Annotated in this window: 16 protein-coding genes; 5 read left to right on the top strand and 11 right to left on the bottom strand. The window is 70.5% G+C overall.

Annotation, left to right across the window (positions count from 1 at the left end; genetic code table 11):
* The first annotated feature begins 41 nt into the window (after positions 1-41).
* Both BLU77_RS22495 and BLU77_RS02430 read left to right on the top strand, forming a co-directional pair.
* Positions 42-314: a hypothetical protein gene (locus tag BLU77_RS22495; RefSeq protein WP_245708633.1), complete on the top strand. Its 273-nt coding sequence runs from the start codon at positions 42-44 to the stop codon at positions 312-314.
* Positions 260-1,435 carry a zinc-dependent metalloprotease gene (locus BLU77_RS02430; RefSeq protein WP_245708632.1) on the top strand — a complete coding sequence of 392 codons (1,176 nt, stop codon included), beginning with the start codon at positions 260-262 and terminating at the stop codon, positions 1,433-1,435. Before BLU77_RS22495 ends, BLU77_RS02430 begins: the two co-directional genes overlap by 55 nt.
* A 29-nt stretch (positions 1,436-1,464) precedes the next feature.
* On the opposite strand, the gene BLU77_RS02425 is transcribed toward BLU77_RS02430, so the two are convergent.
* Complete coding sequence (locus tag BLU77_RS02425) at positions 1,465-1,992, bottom strand: M48 metallopeptidase family protein (RefSeq protein ID WP_217632342.1); 528 nt, start codon at positions 1,990-1,992, stop codon at positions 1,465-1,467.
* 100 nt (positions 1,993-2,092) lie between these two features.
* Between BLU77_RS02425 and BLU77_RS02420 the strand changes: the two genes are divergently transcribed.
* Positions 2,093-3,100: a ThiF family adenylyltransferase gene (locus tag BLU77_RS02420; protein WP_089771536.1), complete on the top strand. Its 1,008-nt coding sequence runs from the start codon at positions 2,093-2,095 to the stop codon at positions 3,098-3,100.
* A 13-nt stretch (positions 3,101-3,113) separates the two neighbouring features.
* Here BLU77_RS02420 and BLU77_RS02415 read toward each other — a convergent pair whose 3' ends face one another.
* From BLU77_RS02415 to BLU77_RS21970, 5 genes are all read right to left on the bottom strand, one after another.
* On the bottom strand, positions 3,114-3,482 hold the full coding sequence (locus BLU77_RS02415) for a WhiB family transcriptional regulator (protein ID WP_281242033.1): 369 nt from the start codon (positions 3,480-3,482) through the stop codon (positions 3,114-3,116).
* A 135-nt stretch (positions 3,483-3,617) separates the two neighbouring features.
* Positions 3,618-3,788 (bottom strand): hypothetical protein, encoded by a 171-nt coding sequence (locus BLU77_RS21975; protein WP_175476915.1) that lies wholly within the window; start codon positions 3,786-3,788, stop codon positions 3,618-3,620.
* A gap of 143 nt (positions 3,789-3,931) precedes the next feature.
* Positions 3,932-5,968, bottom strand: a complete 2,037-nt coding sequence (locus tag BLU77_RS02410; RefSeq protein ID WP_245708631.1) for an ATP-dependent helicase — start codon at positions 5,966-5,968, stop codon at positions 3,932-3,934.
* 306 nt (positions 5,969-6,274) lie between these two features.
* Positions 6,275-7,828, bottom strand: coding sequence for an HNH endonuclease signature motif containing protein (locus BLU77_RS02405; RefSeq protein ID WP_089771534.1), 1,554 nt, complete (start codon positions 7,826-7,828; stop codon positions 6,275-6,277).
* A 454-nt stretch (positions 7,829-8,282) separates the two neighbouring features.
* On the bottom strand, positions 8,283-8,438 hold the full coding sequence (locus BLU77_RS21970; protein WP_175476914.1) for a hypothetical protein: 156 nt from the start codon (positions 8,436-8,438) through the stop codon (positions 8,283-8,285).
* 12 nt (positions 8,439-8,450) lie between these two features.
* On the opposite strand from BLU77_RS21970, the gene BLU77_RS02400 reads away from it, so the two are divergent.
* A complete protein-coding gene (locus BLU77_RS02400) occupies positions 8,451-8,711 on the top strand; it encodes a mycoredoxin (protein ID WP_089771533.1) in 261 nt (86 codons plus the stop codon).
* Positions 8,712-8,717: 6 nt separating this feature from the next.
* Here BLU77_RS02400 and nudC read toward each other — a convergent pair whose 3' ends face one another.
* On the bottom strand, positions 8,718-9,662 hold the full coding sequence (gene nudC / locus BLU77_RS02395; RefSeq protein ID WP_245708630.1) for an NAD(+) diphosphatase: 945 nt from the start codon (positions 9,660-9,662) through the stop codon (positions 8,718-8,720).
* 103 nt (positions 9,663-9,765) lie between these two features.
* Between nudC and BLU77_RS23010 the strand changes: the two genes are divergently transcribed.
* Positions 9,766-11,115 carry a macrolide 2'-phosphotransferase gene (locus BLU77_RS23010; RefSeq protein ID WP_342741435.1) on the top strand — a complete coding sequence of 450 codons (1,350 nt, stop codon included), beginning with the start codon at positions 9,766-9,768 and terminating at the stop codon, positions 11,113-11,115.
* 82 nt (positions 11,116-11,197) lie between these two features.
* Here BLU77_RS23010 and BLU77_RS02385 read toward each other — a convergent pair whose 3' ends face one another.
* From BLU77_RS02385 to BLU77_RS02370, 4 genes are all read right to left on the bottom strand, one after another.
* Positions 11,198-11,821, bottom strand: a complete 624-nt coding sequence (locus BLU77_RS02385) for a malonic semialdehyde reductase (RefSeq protein ID WP_089771531.1) — start codon at positions 11,819-11,821, stop codon at positions 11,198-11,200.
* A gap of 93 nt (positions 11,822-11,914) precedes the next feature.
* A complete protein-coding gene (locus BLU77_RS02380) occupies positions 11,915-15,298 on the bottom strand; it encodes an ATP-dependent helicase (RefSeq protein WP_175476913.1) in 3,384 nt (1,127 codons plus the stop codon).
* Positions 15,295-16,887: a PD-(D/E)XK nuclease family protein gene (locus BLU77_RS02375; protein ID WP_139177551.1), complete on the bottom strand. Its 1,593-nt coding sequence runs from the start codon at positions 16,885-16,887 to the stop codon at positions 15,295-15,297. The genes BLU77_RS02380 and BLU77_RS02375 overlap by 4 nt, the downstream gene beginning before the upstream one ends.
* Positions 16,790-18,616: a UvrD-helicase domain-containing protein gene (locus BLU77_RS02370; RefSeq protein ID WP_175476912.1), complete on the bottom strand. Its 1,827-nt coding sequence runs from the start codon at positions 18,614-18,616 to the stop codon at positions 16,790-16,792. The genes BLU77_RS02375 and BLU77_RS02370 overlap by 98 nt, the downstream gene beginning before the upstream one ends.
* Between the last annotated feature and the right edge of the window lie 7 nt (positions 18,617-18,623).

Here is an 18,623-nt window from a genome sequence, read left to right as displayed (position 1 = left end):
GCGGGCCTGCCGTATGCCGGGGGCTGTGGTTACCGTGAAGCATGACCGAGGACTCGCGGGAACAGTGGCGCCAGATGCTCGAGCAGATGCTCGGATCCGAGGGTGCGGACGAGGCGATGCGGGCGCTCGAGGCGAGCGGGATCGATCCGAGCCAGATGTCCGGGGCGGGATTCCCGGCGACGCCGGAGCAGATGCAGGCTGCGATGGCTCAGATGCAGCAGATGCTAGCGGGGGCAACGACAGCGACTCGCACTGGAAGATGGCACACGATGTCTCGCGGCAGGTCGCGCACACCGGCGGCGATCCGAGCGTGACCGCGGCGGATGCCGACCAGGTTCGGAGCGTACTGCGGGTGGCAGACCTCTGGCTGGATGCTGCCACGGAGCTCCCTCCCTCAGGCGGGTCAGCCACGGCAGCGTCCCGGGCGGAGTGGGTCGAGCGCACACTGCCGACCTGGCGCACCGTGGCCGAACCGGTCGGCACGTCGGTAGCGGATGCTCTGGCCACCCTGCTCGATCCCGAGCGTCTCGGTTCCGAAGGGATGCCGGAGCTTCCCATGGCGGGGGTGGACATCTCCGCGATGATGCGCACCTTGGGCGCCGCGTCCTTCGCGATGCAGGTGGGCCAGGGAGCAGGCACTCTGTCGCGCGAGGTCTTCGGCGGCACCGACGTCGGGCTGCCGTTGCTGCGTGAACCGGGACTTCTGCTCGTGCCCGCCAACGTCCGGGAGTTCGCCGACGGGCTCGACGCCCCCGAGGACGAGGTGTGGCACTTCCTCGCTGTCCGGGAAGCGGCGCACGCGCGGCTGTTCACGCATGTGCCCTGGCTTCGCGGACACGTGTTCGGCGCCGTGGAGCAATACGCCCAGAACATCGAGATCGACCTGGAGCAGATGGAGGAAGCGGTCCGCAGCATCGATCCCACCGATATGGATCAGCTGCGCCAGGCGCTCTCTGCCGGCATCTTCGTGCCGAAGCCGACGCCTGCGCAGGCGAAGGCGCTGCTGCGGCTGGAGACCGCGCTCGCGCTCGTGGAGGGCTGGGTGGAAGAGGTGACCGCCGCCGCGGTGGCCCCACACCTTCCGCACGGGGTGCCGTTGCGCGAGATGCTGCGCCGTCGACGCGCCGCTGGTGGTCCTGCCGAAGACACCTTCCGATCCCTGGTCGGCCTGGAACTGCGACCGCGGCGCGCCCGGGACGCTGCCACCTTGTGGGGCCTGGTCGCACGTGAACAGGGCACTGAAGCCAGGGATCGGCTGTGGTCGCACCCGGACGTGTTCCCCACCGACACGGACTTGGACGCCCCCAGTGAGTTCCTCACCAAACGGGCCGCAGAGGCGATCGCCGACTCGGAGATCGATGCTGCCCTGGCGGCGATGCTGGACGGCGAGACCGGGCCTGATGACGACGACGACCACCCGGAGGGCACGGCCTGAGTTCAGAGCGGGAAGCGATCTCGCGCCTGTCAGCCCTGGTCGGCGTGGATGACCCCGAGGAGGAAACCACGGGCCCGCTCCGTCTGCGGATAGCGCTTCACGAGAGCCCAGAAGTTCTCGTCATGGCCAGGCTCGATGAGGTGCGCGAGCTCGTGCAACAGGACGTAGTCAAGAACCCAGCCGGGCATTCCCTGCACGCGGTCGGAGATCCGGATGGTGCCGCTGGCCGGAGTGCACGACCCCCACCGTGAGCCCTGGTTGCTGACCCAGGTCACGGTGGTCGGAGCGGCCCGTTCGTCGAGGTACCGGGCAGCCAGTTCCTGCGCGCGCGCAGTCAACGCATCGGCGTCCGGACAACGCCGCCCTTCCGAGGCGGCCAAGCGGGCAAGCATCCGGCGCACCCAGTGCTCCTCCTCCGCGCGGCTGAACCTGCTCGGGATGGACACCACGGTGCAGCCGTCCTCACGGAACGCGGAGACGGTCTTGCGCCGTCGGGCGCTGCGCCGCACCACAACGGTCTCCCCGTCCACCTCGCGGGCCGCCTCCAATGCGCTCACAGCGACAGCGTGGCACAGGTCGGCCGGGTTATCCACAGGCCCTCGGAGAGTCCCGGCGACGGCAGCCCACGATGTGCCACGCTCGCCGCGAGGAGGCGAGATGCGAGTCCGACCTGGATATGAGGTGTATTGGCGTGAGCCCGGGACGAGCCAGCTCGGCCTGGACCCACGGTGCGCGGTGGTGCTGGACGGGCTGAGCGAGAACGCTCAGGCGCTGCTCGAGCACGCATCGCGCGTCTACGACGTATCGATGCTGCGCGAGCGCGGGAACCGCTTGGGGATGAGCGCGGCACAGGTGCGGGAGTTGATCGGTCGGCTGAAGGACGCGGACCTGTTGACTGAGCGGGTGGGCGGTGAGGACGGGCCGGACAGGCGCTACTGGGACCGTGCCGCCAGCGTCGGGATCGAGTGCCACGCTGACCGTGCCACGGCGGTGGTGGAGATCCGCGGGCTCGACCGGCTGGGGCTGCAGACCGCTCTGATCGCCGCGGAGGCGGGTGTGGGGACCCTCGTGCTCCGGGACGATGCCACGGTGACCGAGCACGATGTCTCACCCGGGCTGTTCCGTCCGGCAGACGTGGGTCACTCGCGGCTGCGGGCTGCCCTGCCGATACTACGGACCGCGGCACCTCGGGTCCGGGTGAGCACACCCGAGGCGACACGTCCCGACCTGGTGGTGCTCGTGCACCAGAGCGTGGTGGACCCGGTGGCGGTGCGGGACCTGATGCGTGAGGACGTCCCGCACCTGAGCGTCCTCAGCGGTGAACTGTCGGTCACGGTCGGGCCGATGGTGCGTCCTGGACTAGGCGCATGTACCCGGTGCCTGGACCTGTACCGGTGCATGCTCGATCCGCGATGGCCCGCGGTCGCGACACAGGCCGCCGCTCGTGCCACGAGGCCGCGCGGAACGGAGACGAGTCTGGCCTGGTCAGGCGCTGCCTTAGCCGCCCAGCAACTGCTGGCCGTCGTGGATGGTCGGGCAGTGGCGTCGGAGGGCGCCACGCTCGAGGTGACGGCGTGGCAACCGGTGCCGGAGGTACGCAGGTGGGGACCGCACCCGGAGTGCGGGTGCACGGTGACGGCGCTGATCGAGCCGGTCAGCGCGTAGGCGGCGACGCGCCTCACGCAGCGGAACTGCTGCGTGAGGCGGCCGGCGCGTACGGGTCATTCTTGCGGGGGCGGCCGCGTCCGCGCTTGCGGGCGACGACCTGACCGTCGACGAAGACCTCACCACCCCAGACACCCCACGGCTCGCGCCGTTCGAGGGCTCCGGCCAGGCACTCGGCCCTGAGCGGGCACTCGGTGCAGAGTGCTTTGGCCCGCTCGATCTCGTCGGTCCGCTCAGCGAACCAGAGGTCTTGGGTGGTGGTGTCCTGGCAGGGCAGGGGTTGATCGTCGACGGCGGTGAGGTCGATCGACGAGGACGGGAAGCTCCAGCCAGTCGCCGACCCCCCGCGGGTGAGTTGGTCGAGAACTGAGGTGTACTGCACGAGATGCTCCTGAGGCATGGTGGGTGATGAGCCGGAGAGGTCCGTCATCACTCGGTGGAGCTGTGGCTCACACACAAATGAGGTCGCGGACCCGTGAGGGGCTCCGCGACCTGAACTGCTACAGGAGTGGTGCTGTCAGAGCAGTTCCGGGGCGGAGCCGGGGGTGTTGCCGCCGGTAGCGGGATCACCGGAGCCGGTGATCGCCACGCCGATCAGGCCGGCGACGGAGCGCGGGCGCACGAAGGTGAACGTGCGCAGGTCGCTCAGTCGCACGCCGATCGTCGACGGGCTGATCTGGTTCTTCATATCCACTGCGCTTTCCACCTCCTTCGGCTCAGGAACCGTGTCTCGCTGGCTAGGCGACGGCTCGCATCTGTCTCGGAACGGGATTCAGCCTATGACGACTCCGGCCGTGGTCCAAACTTTTTTTCGAAGTTTTTTCTCATCGCTCATACAGGAGTGTCTGAGCGGGCACCTTCGGTGAGCTCTTCACCGCGGACGACGGCCAGGATCTGGGCGCCATATGCCTCGATCTTGGTGGGGCCGATCCCGCGCAGGATGGCCAGTTGACGCAAGTGAGTGGGCTGCGCCGCAGCGATCGCGACGAGGGTGCTGTCGTGCAGCACGGTGAACGCCGGGCGATCGAGTTCCTGCGCAGTCTGCGCACGCCAGGCGCGCAAGCGTTCGAACACCTCCGGGTCGGCGTCCTCCTCCGCGATGGAGGATGCCAACGCCTCCGCCCGCGCCCCCTTGCTGCGCCGCCGGCGGGGCGGTCGCTCGTCCGAGGGCCAGATTCCGTCGAGGAATCGGGAAGGACGGCGGGTGCCGCGGCCTCCGGCGTTGCGCGACCGGGCGTAGGAGATCTGCAGGTGCTCGCGGGCACGGGTGATGCCCACGTACAACAGGCGCCGTTCCTCCGCGACCGCCTCATCGGTTTCGGCCATCGAGATCGGTAGGAGCCCGTCGCTGGCTCCCACCAGGAACACCGCGTCCCACTCCAGCCCTTTCGCGGCGTGCAGCGAGGCAAGCGTGACGCCGTCGACCGTGGGAGCGTGCTGGGCGGCGGACCGCTCCCCCAGCTCGGCCACCAGTTGCGCCAGATCGGCCCCCCGGGTGTGGTGAAGGTCGTCGGCGAGCTGCACCAGCGCGTTCAGCGACTCCCACCGCTCGCGCACGGCGCCACGTGCGGCCGGCGGCTCGGGCGCCCATCCGGCGCTGGTGAGCACGTCGCGTACGACCTCCGGAAGGGTGGACTCCCCTTGGCTACGGACCGCCCCGCGCAGCAACACGATCGCGTCCCGGACCTCTTTGCGGGAGAAGAAGCGTTCTCCGCCACGAACCAGATAGCCGATCCCAGCCTGGCTGAGCGCCTGCTCGTAGGCTTCGGACTGGGCGTTCGTGCGGTAGAGGACGGCGATCTCACTGGCCGACACGCCACTACGGATCAGTTCGGCCGCTCGTGCCGCAACGGCGGTCGCCTCGGACTCAGCATCGTCGTGCGCCTCGAACCTGACCGCCGGACCGGAGGGACGCTGCGCCTGCAGTTCAACTGACGCAGCCGACCGGTAGCGACCGGCCCGCGCGAGCAGGGCGTTGGCCAGAGAGACCACCTGTGGGGTGGAGCGGTAGTCGCGCACCAGGCGAACCACAGTCGCCTCCGGGTACGTGCGGGGAAACTCCGTCAGATAGCGAGCGGTGGCGCCAGTGAAGGAGTAGATGGTCTGGGCGGCGTCACCCACCACGCACAGGTCGTCCCTGCCGCCGAGCCACAGCTCGAGCAACCGGTGCTGCAACGGCGAGACGTCCTGGAACTCGTCCACCACGAAATGGCGGTACTGGCGCCGCACGGTGTCAGCCACGTCCGGACGTTCGGAGAGAATGCCGACCGTGAGCAGGAGGACGTCCTCGAAATCGATGACATTGCGGTCGGTCTTGGCGTCCTCGTACACCGAGAGCAGCCGGGCGATGGTGGTCGGATCGAAGCCGGCCACACCGCTGCGGTCCGAGGCGGCCGAGGCTCGCGGGTAGTCATCCGGAGTGATCATGGAGACCTTCGCCCACTCCACCTCTGCCGCGAGGTCACGGATGGCGAGCCGGTCCACCGACAGCCCGAGACGGCCGGCAGCTTCACCGATCAACGGCGCCTTGTGCTCGGCGATGCGTGGCACACCGCCGCCGATCGCGCTGGGCCAGAAGTAGGAGAGCTGGCGCAGCGCGGCGGCGTGGAAGGTGCGGGCCTGCACCCCACCGACACCCAGGTCTCGCAACCGGGTGCGCATCTCCCCCGCCGCCCGCGCAGTGAACGTGACGGCGAGAACGGTCTGCGGGTTGTACGCGCCGACGTGCACCCCGTGGGCGATCCGGTAGGTCACCGCGCGGGTCTTCCCGGTACCGGCACCAGCGAGCACACACACCGGACCGGTGAGCTGTTCGGCGACAGCGCGTTGATCGGGGTCGAGCGCATCGAGAAGCTGATCGGCAGACATCGACTCGATTGTCGCAGCCGGGGCCGACATCGCTCTGGCGTGTCCACACCCTGCTCTCCTGGACTGTGTCGAGTTTCGGTTCCTGATGACGGCGTGGAGATTTGCGGATCGTGCGGAGCGTGAGTCTCACGCCGGTGGTGACCGGTGGCCTTGACTGGGCATGGCTGCGCTCCTGGGCACTCGCGGGTGCTGAGAGATGAGCGCGCTTCGGCGCGCGCTCGTGCCGCTCCTGGTGCCGCCCTTCCTCGTGGCGGGCGTAGTCCTCGAGCGTGCGCGTGCGCGTCCGGGCCATCCCGTGGGGTGGCTTTATTCCCGTGGGATGACGGGTGGTCCCGGTGGTCCCGGTGGTGCCGGTGGTTCTGGTTCCTCGGGTGGGATGGCTGGTTGTTCGCAGGGTGGTGGGTGGTGGTAGTTGATGGGGTGGCCGCTGGGTGTGGTGAAGTGCCAGTGGTCGTGGTGTCGGGTGATGGTGATATCGCGCTGGTGGACCAGGCGGTGGTGGTACCAGCAGAGCAGGATGCCGTGGTGGGTGTTGGTGTGGCCGCCGCGGGACCACCAGGTGCTGTGGTGGATCTCGCCCAATCCTGGTGGTGCGGTGCACCCTGGGTATTGGCAGTGGTGGTCGCGGGCCCAGATCGCTTTGGTCTGGGCGGCAGTGTGCAGGCGTTGCGCCCGGCCCACATCCAGTACCTGACCCGCCGGGTTGAGGATGATGCGGGTGAACTCGGCATCACAGGTCAGGTGGGCGAGTTCGGCGTGGCTGATCGGGGTGCCATCAGCCAGGGTCGCGGGTTCTGCGCCGACCAGGTGTTCGTGGTCGATGGTTGAGCTGATCACCGGGGCGGCCGGGTCGGCCGGGCACCCCGGCGCGTGACCAGCCGTGTGGTCCAGACCCGGCAGTGCGGTCTCGAGTGGGCCCGCCTCGCTTGCGCAGGTGCAGCGGGGGCGCCGGTGGTCTGGGATGGGGGTGGGTGTGGTGGTCAGGCGGTGCAGGGTGTCGGCGGGGACGTGGACGAGGAGGTGGGGGCGGACCCGGGCTGTGGGTTGGAACTGGCCACTGTCGAGGACGTGCTGGGCGAGGGTGATCAGGGCGTGGGCGTTGCGCTGGGACGGGGTGCGTTCATCATCAGCGGCGGGCACACCGGTGACGGCGGCGAAGGCTTGCTCCACGATGTGACCGTTGGTGTCATCGAGCCACCCATCCACGCGGCGCCCGGCGGTGGTGGCCGAGACGAAGAGGTGCTCTTTGGCGGAGTCCTCACGCCAGTTCCGCTCCGCCGCCTCCGGGTCAGCCCGCACCGCCCAGGTTTTCACCAATCGGGTGAAGGAGTCCGCATCCAACACCCGCGCCTGAGCCACGAGGAAGTCCTCACCCACGTCGGGGTGACTCAACCGTTCCCGCAAGGTGTCGGTGGTGGTGGCGTGCCTGGCCAACGCGGCGGCATGGTCGCCGCTGATCACCCCGGCACGAAGGGCCATGGTGGTGGCGGGGAGGTGGTCGCGCAGGGTGCGGGACAGGTGCACCTGGCCACGGGCTTTACCCCCGTGAGTCCCGGTGGCGTTGGCCCACCAGGACGCCATCGTGCGTGCCCCTGACACAGCCCACGTCCCATCGGCTTCGACCGCACTGACGGTGGCGGTGGTGAGGGCGTCCAACCGGCGTCGCGCCTGCTCCACCCCACCCACCAGCTCAGGCAGCACCGCGGAAGGCAGCCCGGGCAGGTCCGTCTCGAGGACGTCATCCAACAGGGCGGTGACCACGGCCAACTTCCCGGGCGCATCGGTCTCGGTCAGGTGTTCGCTCAGCAGGTCCCGGACAGCCTCGGCGGGGGTGGTGCCCAGGTGGGTCGTGGTGCTCATCCCCGCCTCCTCACGGTCCCGAATCCTGCCCTGTTTCCTACCTCACAGTCTAGAACTGTTGTTCGCCTCAGTCAAGAGTAATCGTTGGTATTGCAACGAAAAGTCCGCCTCTACCTGTGGATGAAGGTGCATCGGGTATGCGCCTGTGGACAAGGCGCCCCGGGAAGGGGCATCGGACCCACATCTGTGGACAAACCCGCATCGCAGCGCACTCGATGCGTGGTTGGACGACAGGAGATCGAGGGTGTGCCGGAGTGCAAACCAGCGCCATTCACCACGCCCACGGATGCCCCAGTCCCAGCCCTGCTGAGCCTCGGGGGTGTAGAACACGTCCATGCACTGGCCGCTGCGCCCTGCTCCCAGTCGCGCCGAGTCTCGGCGCTGCACTTGCCTCAGCCGCGCCGGAGTACCAGCGGGGCACAATCAGCAGTGCCGAGGTACCAGTAGGACGCGATCAGCAGTGCCGACCTGCCAACGGGGTGCGCTCGACGTATCGACGTGACGGCAACCATGCGTCCGTGGCCCCGGGAACAGTGAGCTGATCGCAGGCGTTGCACGCGGCGAGGCCGAACGCCCGAGGCGACCGGCCGCCGTCATCGATCTCGATCATCTGGAGGACCCCGTGAGCACGACCGCACTCCCCGAGGCCGGCAGCATCACCATCTACAGCACCACCTGGTGCGGCTACTGCCGGCGGCTGAAGGGACAGCTGGACAGCGCCGGAATTCCGTTCACCGAGGTCAACATCGAGGAAGCGCCCGAGGCTGCCGCATACGTGGAGCAGGTCAACGGCGGCAACCAGACAGTTCCGACCGTCGTGTTCCCAGACGGGTCCGCGGCGACGAACCCGTCCCTGGCGGACGTCAAAGCCCGGCTCAGCTGAACCTGCTCAACGCGGCAGCGGCTGCCCGTACCACTCCTCGATCAAACTGCAGGCGATCGAGGTGGGCCGTGGCAACCGAGTCTGACCGGTGCGCCACTCCTCGGCGATCTGCTCCCGGGTGACGAACCGTGCGGCGGTGACCTCTACGCCGTCGGGGGTTGCCTCACGATCATCGGTGCGTCCACGAAAGCCCAACATCAACGAGGCGGGGAACGGCCACGGCTGGCTCGCGGCGTAGGTCACCTCGTGCACTCGGACGGCGGTCTCCTCGAGCACCTCGCGTCGCACGGCACTCTCGAGCGACTCCCCCGGTTCGACGAAGCCCGCCGGCACCGAGAACTGACCCTCCGGCCAGTGCGCCGCGTGGCCCAGCAACAGTCGATCCTCCGGGTCGGTGATGGCCATGATCACCGCAGGGTCGGTGCGCGGGAAGTGCTGCGAGCCGTCGTCCGGGCACCGTCGGACCCACCCCGATTCCACCACGTCAGTAGCCGCACCGCAGCGCGGGCAGAAGCCGTGCGTGGCGTGCCAGTTGGCCAGCGCGAGCGCGGTTGCCGCCAGACCGGCCTCCGCTCCGGAGAGCATCCAGCCGATGTCGCGCAAGGTGAGCATGCGGAGCTCGGCCGAGGTGACGGCCCCCTGCGGATCGTCCATCCCGCGCGCGAGCCCGGTCGTGGCCTGCTCGCTGGTGATCGCCGCGAGGTAGTCAGCATCCTCGTCGCGGCCCAGGTAGATCCAGAGCGCGTCCGCGGGAACCGGGTCGTGCCAGCGCAATCGGGGCTGGTCGGCCCCGCTGGTCGTGGCCTGGTCAGCGGCCACGCGTCCGTCGCTGACGTGCACCACCCGAGTGGACGAGGATGCGCGCAGCTCCTCGATCAGGTCGGGATGGTTCCGGCGGTGAGCGTCACGATCCACGCCGGGCCGGGACAAGGGCAGCAGGTCGGAGTCCACCTCGTCAGCCTGACACATTCCGCGAACCGGCCGAGCCGGGCGATCGGTGGACGCGCCGGGCGAGCGCCCGGCTCGTGGGGCAGGCGGGGCATACCGTGAGCATGTGCCCGAGACCTCCCGCTCTCCGCTCGCCCTCGCTGCGCTCGCCACCGTGGCGATCCCCGGCATGGACGTGATCGCCACACGCCCACCGCGCAATCCCGGTGCCGACTTCGACGTGGTCGGTGTGCTGGACTCCGCGAGGCGGCGCTGGATCGTCCGCGCCCCGCGCCGGGCATCTGCCGGTGCCGCCCTCGAGGCCGAGGTGGCGCTGCTCGGGGTCCTCGGGGCTGCCGTGGACTCCGGTGCGCTGCGGTTCGACGTCCCTCGACCCGCCGGGTTCGCCCCGCTGCCCGAGGGTGGCCGGGCGATGGTCTACCCGGAGCTGCTGGGCCAGCCGCTGGCCGTGGACCGGCTCGCGCATGGCCCGGGCCTGGCCGCCCAGGTGGGGCGGGCGATCGCCTCGCTGCACGAGATCGACGGCGCTACCCTCGCCGAGGTGGGGCTACCGGCCTACGACGCCGACTCCTACCGCCGCCGGCGACTCGCCGAGGTGGACGAGGCCGCGGCCACCGGCTACGTACCGGCCGCGCTGCTGCGGCGGTGGGAGCACGCGCTGGAGGACGTGGCGCTCTGGCGGTTCCGTGCCACCCCGGTGCACGGCGATCTCGCCGCCGAGCATGTGCTGGTGGCTGATGACGCGGTCACCGGTGTGCTGGACTGGTCCGACGCCCGGGTGGCCGACCCTGCCGACGACCTCGCCTGGTTGCTCTCCAGCGCACCGGAGGAATCGCTCGATTCGATCCTGGAGGCCTACGCCCTGGCCCGCACCGAGACCGCCGACGAGCACCTGGCCGACCGTGCCGTCCTCGCCGGTGAGCTCGCGGTGGTGCGCTGGCTGATGCACGGGGTCCGGGTGCGGGATGGCCAGGTGGTCGACGAAGCGATCACGATGCTCAGCCAGCTCGCCGACGACGTGGCCGATGCCGGACCGATCGGCCGCACCGAGCCGGTGATGGCTGACTGGTCCAATGAGTCGAGCGAGTCAGAAGACGAGGACGGTGCCGACGAGTACCCGGCCAACCACGAGTACGACGCTGACGACGAGCCCGGCACCGACGAGTACCGGGCTGGCCACGAGCCCGTCACCGACGAGCACGCATCGGGTCCGGAGCGGTCCCACCGCCCCGGGGTCCTGACCGGCGACGACAACGAGACGGCCGATCACCCCGAGCTCCGCCGTCTGCGCGAGTCGGCTGCCTCGCCTGCAGAGCACCCCGAGGACCATGCCGGTGAGACCCCGGCCGCCGACGCCCATGCGCTCACCGGCGAGGAGATCCGCGTCGGGCAGGACCGCCCGTTCCGCCGCGGGGACGATGAGACCCCGACGGCGCAACTCCCGCCACTGACCTAAGCCACTGTCCTGAGCACGTATGACGGGGCTCAGCGCCGCATCTGCCCTATGCGGCGACCGCGCGCGCAGATCAGTCGATTCTTCACACCGTCATGGCAGCATCGGCGAACTCGAGGCGTGGAGCGCGCGGGCGCGTCGTGCTGGCGCCGTCCCGTTGGGACACGTTGATCACCATGAACGAACGCCACCCGCTCTCGGCGAAGAACTCGGCATCGATCCCCTCAGCGTCCATCCCGTTCATCGGTCCTGTGGCCAGACCTGCCGCGCGCAGGCCGACGATGAGGTAACCAGCCTGCAGCAGCGCGTTCGTCCGCGCCATCGCCTCCGCGGCAGCGGCATCGCCGCCGACCTTCTCCCCAATGCCGGGCACGTGCGGCACCAGGTGATCCAGCCGCTCGTAGAAGACCGGGTCGAACGCCACCACGATGCTCAGCGGCGCCTCGGCCACACGTTCCCGGTTGCCCTCGGCCATGTGCGGGCAGAGTCGCTCACGCGCCTCGGCCGAGCGGACCAGCAGCAGCCGCATCGGGCTGCAGTTCATCGCCGTCGGACCCCACTTGATGAGGTCATACACTGCGGCGATCGTCTCGTCCGGAACCTCGGCGTCGGAGAACTCACGCACCGAGCGTGCCTCACGGAAGAGCAGATCGGCGGAGTCGCGGGCAAGGTGGAGCGCAGGACGATCGGCGGCAGTATCGATACTCATACCCGCGGCAACGGTTCACTATTCAACGAGATTCCGATGTGCACGGTGACACCGGCCACAATCGACCCGCCCAGGCAGCCACCACCCTCAGCCTCAGGACGGCGCATTCACCTCGGCCGCAGCCGCGAGCACCTCCTCGATCTCGCCCTCGGTGATCTCGTCCCCGCTGACCGTGACGCCCTCGGCCACGTAGTAGAACGAGGCACGCACCGTCTCCAGCGGCGTGCCGTGCAACCGCGACCATGCCACGCGGTAGAGAGCGAGCTGCATCTGACGGGCACGGGTGGCCGCAGGGTCTCGCGGGGGCGAACCGGTCTTCCAGTCGACGATGTGGATCCCGTGCTCGTCGGCGAACACGGCGTCGATACGGCACCGGATCATCACCCCGCGCACCGGGGTCTCGATGTCTGCCTCCACATCCACCGGCGAGCGATGAGCCCACTCGCTCGCCAGGAACGCCCGGCGCAGTTCCTCGAGCTCGGGATCGGTGCCGCTGAGGTCGTCGTCAGCCCCGGGCAGGGAATCCCAGTCGATCAGGGCACGCGAGCCGAAGTGCTGCTCCACCCAGGCGTGGAAGCGGGTCCCCCGCCGGGCGTGCACGCTCGGTCGAGACGGGACCGGACGCCGCCTGCTGCGCCGGAAGCTCTCCGGGTCCTGGGCAAGAGCAACCACTGCGGAGGCCGACAGGTGCGCCGGCGGGCTGGTGCCGGCGGCACGGGCACCGTCCCGCTCGGCGAGGAGCAACGCCGCATCGCGCCACCAGAACCGTACGTCCTCCGGAAGATCAGGGGCGGCCGGTGGCTGGTCGGGTGCTCCCTCCGGTCGACCCTCGGCCGGCGAGGGCTCCGCGGCGTCGTCCCACAGCCGCCACCACGAGGGACTGACCTGGGGTGGGAGGGTCGGCCAGGTGGCGGTGCGCACCTCCTCCGTGGCCGGGTTCTTCTCGGTCGCGCTCTGCTGCGGCCACGCGCCGCCGGTCTGAGCGAGCTCTCCGAGCACCACCTCGGTCAGGAATGGCGACGGACGGTTCACGCTCTGGCGCTCACCCCAGAACGACCCCGTCAGCAGCAGGTGGTGCCGTGCGCGGGTGAGCGCCACGTAGGCCAGGCGGCGCTCCTCCAGCAGCAGCCGTTGGCCCTCGGCGAGCCGAAACTGTGCCAGCGCCTCATCGACCTCCTGGTGCGTGCTCGGGGCCGCGAGGTCGAGCTCAGGCAGTGAGTCCCGGTCACCGCGCAGGGGGTAGGGCAGGGTGGCGATGCCACTGAGCCAGCCACTGCCGGTGAACGGCTTCTCCGGCTTGGGTATCGGGTTCACGGAGGGGAAGTCACCCACATTCATGCCCACCACCACAACGGCGTCCCACTCCAACCCCTTCGCCGCATGCACGGTCATGATCTGGATCGCGTGCGGATCCGGTTCTGCCTCCACGACCTCCAGACCGCGCTCCTCGTCCTCAGCGACGTCCAGGTAGCTGAGGAAAGCCCCCAGGGTCGGGGCTTCGGCGTCGCGCGAGAAGTCGGCCGCGGCGGCGGTGAAGGCGTCCAGGTGGCGGCGAGCGTGCCCGGCCGAGCCCGGTACCGCTGCCAGCACCTCGATGTCCAGGTCCAGGGCCTGTTCGGTGGCGGTGACCAGCTCGGGGATTCCCAGGTGGGTCAGCGAGCGCACCAGGCGGACCTGGTCAGCCAGCCGGTTCAGCCGGTCGCGTGCCGGTGGACTGAGCGTGCGCCCCTCGGCGGTACGCCATGCCGGCGGAGGCAACCGGTCGATGGCCTCGACGAGGCTCGCCTGCTCCACCGGTTCGAGCACCTCGGCGCGCTCGTCCCGGTCGGCCGAGACCTTCGCCGTCGCTTCGGCACTCGTTCCCGATGGCGCGTCACCTTCGCCACTGCCGAGGTCGAAGAGCACACCCGACGGCGTCCCTTGCGTGGCGAGCGCAGGTTCACCGGTGGTGCGCCACGACCGCGCCTGGGTGCGCGCCCACTCCGAGAGCACTCGCAGATCGCTCGCTCCGAGGTTCACGCTCGGGCCGGTGAGCAGACGCATCAATGCGTCACCACGGGACGGGTCGTGGGCCACCTGCAGGGTGGCCCGCACATCGGCGACCTCCGGGGTGGCGAGCAGACCGGCGAGCCCGACCACCTGGCACGGCAGCCCGGCCTCCCGGATCGCGCGTTCGATCACCGGGAACTGTGCGCGGCGCCGGCACAGGACGGCTGCCGAGCCGTGCTCCGGGTGCCAGTGCCGGCGGAGGAACGAGGCCACGATCTCGGCCTCCTCGGCCGCCGTCTCCGGATACCGCGCGTGCACGGCCCCTTCAGCCGCACCGGGGCGGGGCTGCAGCTCGGCGACGCCTTCGGTCAGCAACGGCGCGGCCACGGTGTTCGCGGCACGCAGGATGGCCAGGTCGTTGCGCCAGGCGGTGGAGAGGTTCGCGGTCCCCGCGCGGCTGCCGTCCGCCGCGCGGAACACCTCGGGGAAGGCCAGCAGCGTTCCGGCCGCGGCGCCACGCCAGCCGTAGATCGCCTGGTTCGGGTCCCCGACGGCGGTCACCGGGTGGCCGCCGTCGAAGAGCGCGCGCAGCAACTGCACCTGGGCGATCGAGGTGTCCTGATACTCGTCCAGGAGCACCACCTGGTACCGGGACCGTTCCGCGACCCCGACGTCCGACACCTGCTCGGCCACGGTGGCGGCGATCCGCACCTGGTCGCCGAAGTCGACCACACCGTCGGCGCGCTTGCGCCGCGCGAACTCGGCCACCACGTCCATCACCTGGGTGCGCGTACGCAGCGAGACCAGCAGGTCCCGAGCCGCCTTGAGTGGCCCCTTGGCCCGTGCTCCCGGCTCGACCTCCTTCTCCTCGATCTCCCGCATCAGGTCGGTGAGCACGGCGGCGGCCTCGTCCGGTGTCCGGCCGTGCTCGGACAGCTCCGCTGCCAGGGCAGCGACGGCGTCGATCACGGTCGTGACGGCTGACGGCGTCTCGATCGTCTCTGCCCACGTGTTCACCACGCTCTCGGCGAGCTGGTAGCGCCCGGCGTCGCCGATCAGGGTGGCATCGGGGTCGATCCCGATCCGCAGCGCATGGTCGGCCACGATCGCCGCCGCATAGGAGTTGTAGGTGGCGATACGGGGCCGGTCGGCCACTGTGTCACCGATGGAGACCCCGGCGCGCTGCAGCCGACGCAACCGGGCCCTGATCCGCCCGGACAGCTCGGCGGCAGCCTTCCTGGTGAAGGTGAGCCCGAGGATCTCCCCCGGTGCCACGATGCCGTTCGCCACCAGATACACCACGCGAGCGGCCATCGTCTCGGTCTTGCCGGAGCCGGCGCCGGCCACCACCAGCATCGGTTCCAGCCCGGACTCGATCACGAGTCGTTGCTCGGCCGTGGGCGGTGGCTGCCCCAGCGTCTCGGCGATTCGCGCCGCGGTCCATTCCACGTCCGCAGCCGCGCTCGGGGCGTCGCATCCGTCACTCATGAAGGCGTCACCCTTCCTCCGGCCGGCTGGGCCGGGCACGAGTTCTGCACCGGGCAGATCCGACAGCGTGGGTTGGGCCGGGCCTCGAACTCGGCGGCGGCCATCGAGGCGGCTCCGTCGCGCAGCATGGTCTCGGCCCATGCGGGGTCGGCGTCCTCGGCCAGCGGACGCTGCTCCCGCTGCGTCACCGCCTTGGTGGCCGCACCCAGGTAGACCAGGGCAGCGCCACCGGAGGCTGACGCCCCGAACGCCCCTCGCTCGACGGCCACCTGATAGCTGCCCAGCTGGGCGTGCCGCTCGGCATCTGCCTTCGACACCGCGGACTTGCCGGTCTTCAGATCGACGATCCGCACCCCGGTACTGGTGTGCTCCACCCGGTCCACCCGACCGCGTAGCCGGATCCCGTCGGCGTCCACCTCGAATGCCGTCTCGGTCTCCACCCGCTGTCCAGCGCGCTCAGCGTTGTACTGGGCGAGCTTGCGCATGATCTCCTCGCCGCGGGCTCGTTCGCGGCGACCGACCCACCCGTCGGAGAGCTCCAGTTCGTGCCAGCGCTCGGCGAGCGCCTGCAACAGCTCGGACTCGCCGCCGGACGGATGCTCGGCGGCAATCTCGTGCACCAGGTTTCCCAGGTTCTGGGCAGTGGAGTCGCCCGGCTTGCCGCCGTGCCGGGTGAGCGCCCAGCGCAGCGGGCAGGTGGTCACGTCCTCCAGGGTCGAGGGCGACACCGTCACGGTCTCCCCGTCGGCCCACAGTGGTGCCGTGGTGCTCGGGGTGCGGAAGATCGGCCACTGCGCTGGATCCGCCCCGTGCACGTCGCGGGCAGCCAGGTGAGCCAGCAGCGCCGCGGCCGACTGCGCGCGCGCCCCCGCCTCGGTGCCACCCTCCGGTTCCGACCGGGTCAGCAGTGGTCGCACCTCGGCCCGCAGCCGCCCGACCAGGCCTCGCAGGTCGAGCGGCGGGGCCACCGGGGTGACGGGGGGCAGCTCGTCGGAGTCCGGCAGCAGCGTCTCCACGAAGATCGACGGCCGTGCGTCGGTGTCGAGCACAGCGGTGACCAGCAGGTCCCGCCGTGCCCTGGAGCACGCGGAGACGAAGGTGCGCAGTTCACCCTCGTACACCTCGCGCCTGGCCCGCCGGAACGCATCCCGCTCAGCAGTGCCTGCACTGTCGGTCGCGGTCGCCACATGCCGCGCCGTGGCGATATCGGCCAGCTCGGCCGAGCGCAGCAACGAGTCACGGATCCGCAGGTCGGGCCAGGTGTCATCCTGCACCCCGGCCACGACCACCACGTCCCACTCTCCCCCGGCAGCGCCGGCCGGGGTGTGCACCGCGACAGCATCGCCGGTGTCGCCGTGGGCGGCGAGGGTGTCGGCCGGGAAGTCCTGCGCGGCGAGGTGCTCGAGGAACTTCGCCGGGGAGGCGAACGTGCTGCGATCGACGAACTGCTCGGCCGCCCGGAACAGGGCCATCACGGCGTCCAGATCGGTGTCAGCGCGGTCCCCACCAGCCCCGCCGGCGAGCGCCCGCCGTTGCCATGTGCGGCTGAGCCCGGCGGTCTCCCAGATCTCCCAGAGCACTGTCTCCACGGTGGCCTCCGGGCCAGCGAGTTCGTCGCGGGCCGCGGTCAGCACCCGCAGGACGGTCCGGACACTGCGCACCACGCGGTCCGGGACATCTTCCAGTGCGGCGCCGGAACGGCCAGGCGTTGCTGCTTCCTCGGGTCCCCCGCGTCCTCGGGCGCCGCACTGACCGAACCATCCGGGCCATCTGAGCCAGCTGAGCCATCAACGATCCCCGCCGTCGGCAGTTCGTGCGCCGCCAGACGCACGCCGACGCGACGAACGGCGGGTTCGAACAGCTCCCCGAGCAGGTCCTCGGAGTGCCGCTCCCCGCCCGACGGCGCTCGGCTTGGCGGAGCGCCCGGCGGAGCGCCCGCACGCCGACCGCATCCATCCCGCCGATCGGTGAGACGAGCAGTGCTGCCGCGTCCTCCGGGGTGACGTCCCCGGTGATCGCGCACCGCAAGGACACCAGCAGCGGCCGCACGGCCGGCTCGTCCCGCAGCGGTCGGTCCGGGGTGGCCATCGCGAGGGGGACGCCCGCGGTCCGCAACCCGCGCCGCACGGCACCGACCAGGGACCCGGACCGCACCACCACCGCCATCTGCGACCAGGGCACGTCGGCGTGCACGTGCTGCTCCCGTAGGTGACGCGCGATGTAAGCCACCTGCTGAGCGTCGGTAGACAGCAGCACCGCACGGACCCGCCCGTCTCCCGGCTCGGCCCGCGCCCGCCGCCGCCGGGTCTCGGCCATGCTGGGCAGCGACGCCGTGAGCGAAGTCACCGCCTCGCGAACTGCCGCCGGATGCCGGTGCACGTCATCCAGCACGTGCTCCGTCGCGCCCCAGGCACCGTCCCGTCCGGGCGGCAGCGACGCCGTGTGCAACAGCGCAGGAACACCGCCACGGAACTGCTGCACGGCCAGATCCGCGTCGCCGAAGACCGCCACCCGCGCGCCGTCGTCAACCAACGTGTCGAGCAGTCGGGCGGTCGCCAGGGTGGCGTCCTGATAGTCGTCGTGCAACACCAGGGACCAGCGCGGGCGGGGCACGTCCGGCACCGTGTCTTCCCAGGTGCGTAACGCAAGCACCGCCTCGTCGACGATCGTGGCGGCGTCGTACCGTGCGCCACGGTCCGGTGTGGTCTGCCCCAGTGACATCACCTGGGTGTACTCGGTCAGCACCCGGCCCGCGGCGCACCACTCCGGGCGATGGTGCCGTTCACCCCAGGCGGTGAGCCCCTCTCCGTCCAGCCCGGCCTCGGCGGCCCGCATCAACAGGTCCCGCAGCTCGTTCCGGAAGGCACGCAACCCCAGCGTCTCCCGACTCACCGACTCCGGCCAGCCGATCGGCGCCCCCTCCCTCTCGGCGTGCCCGGCGAGCAGCTCGGCGAGCGCCTGGTCCTGCTCCGGTCCGGTGACCAGGGTGGGAGCGGGTTCGCCGAGATGGCTGGCCCGCAGTCGAAGGATCGTGAAGGCGAGCGAGGCGGGCGTGCGCACCAGCACCGCACCGGTGGTGCGCTGCAGCCGGGCACTCACCTGGTCCCGGACCGCGGCCGCCCGACGGCGGGTGGGCACCAGCAGCACAGCCGCACCAGGGTCCTGGCGCACCCACTCGGTGAAGGTGAGCAACGCCGTCGTGGTCTTACCTGTCCCAGGCGCGCCATGCACCACGTGGTGGCCGCCGGCCAGGATGGCCGCGCGTGCCTCGTCGGCAGCACCGCTCAGGCGGTGCACGAGAGAGTCTGCGGTAGCCACGGGCATG

Origin of the sequence: Ruania alba, from assembly GCF_900105765.1 — a bacterium.
Lineage (GTDB): Bacteria > Actinomycetota > Actinomycetes > Actinomycetales > Beutenbergiaceae > Ruania > Ruania alba.
Note: the sequence above shows the minus strand (reverse complement) of the source record. Positions and strands in the feature narration are given on the sequence as shown.

Bases quoted from the DNA above. Each gene is read 5' to 3' on its own strand.
- BLU77_RS22495 (WP_245708633.1), top strand. From the start codon at position 42: ATGACCGAGGACTCGCGGGAACAGTGGCGCCAGATGCTCGAGCAGATG.
- BLU77_RS02420 (WP_089771536.1), top strand. From the start codon at position 2,093: ATGCGAGTCCGACCTGGATATGAGGTGTATTGGCGTGAGCCCGGGACG.
- BLU77_RS02410 (WP_245708631.1), bottom strand. From the start codon at position 5,968: ATGTCTGCCGATCAGCTTCTCGATGCGCTCGACCCCGATCAACGCGCT.
- BLU77_RS02380 (WP_175476913.1), bottom strand. From the start codon at position 15,298: ATGAGTGACGGATGCGACGCCCCGAGCGCGGCTGCGGACGTGGAATGG.
- BLU77_RS21970 (WP_175476914.1), bottom strand. From the start codon at position 8,438: ATGATCGAGATCGATGACGGCGGCCGGTCGCCTCGGGCGTTCGGCCTC.
- BLU77_RS02405 (WP_089771534.1), bottom strand. From the start codon at position 7,828: ATGAGCACCACGACCCACCTGGGCACCACCCCCGCCGAGGCTGTCCGG.
- BLU77_RS21975 (WP_175476915.1), bottom strand. From the start codon at position 3,788: ATGAAGAACCAGATCAGCCCGTCGACGATCGGCGTGCGACTGAGCGAC.
- BLU77_RS02430 (WP_245708632.1), top strand. From the start codon at position 260: ATGGCACACGATGTCTCGCGGCAGGTCGCGCACACCGGCGGCGATCCG.
- BLU77_RS02385 (WP_089771531.1), bottom strand. From the start codon at position 11,821: ATGAGTATCGATACTGCCGCCGATCGTCCTGCGCTCCACCTTGCCCGC.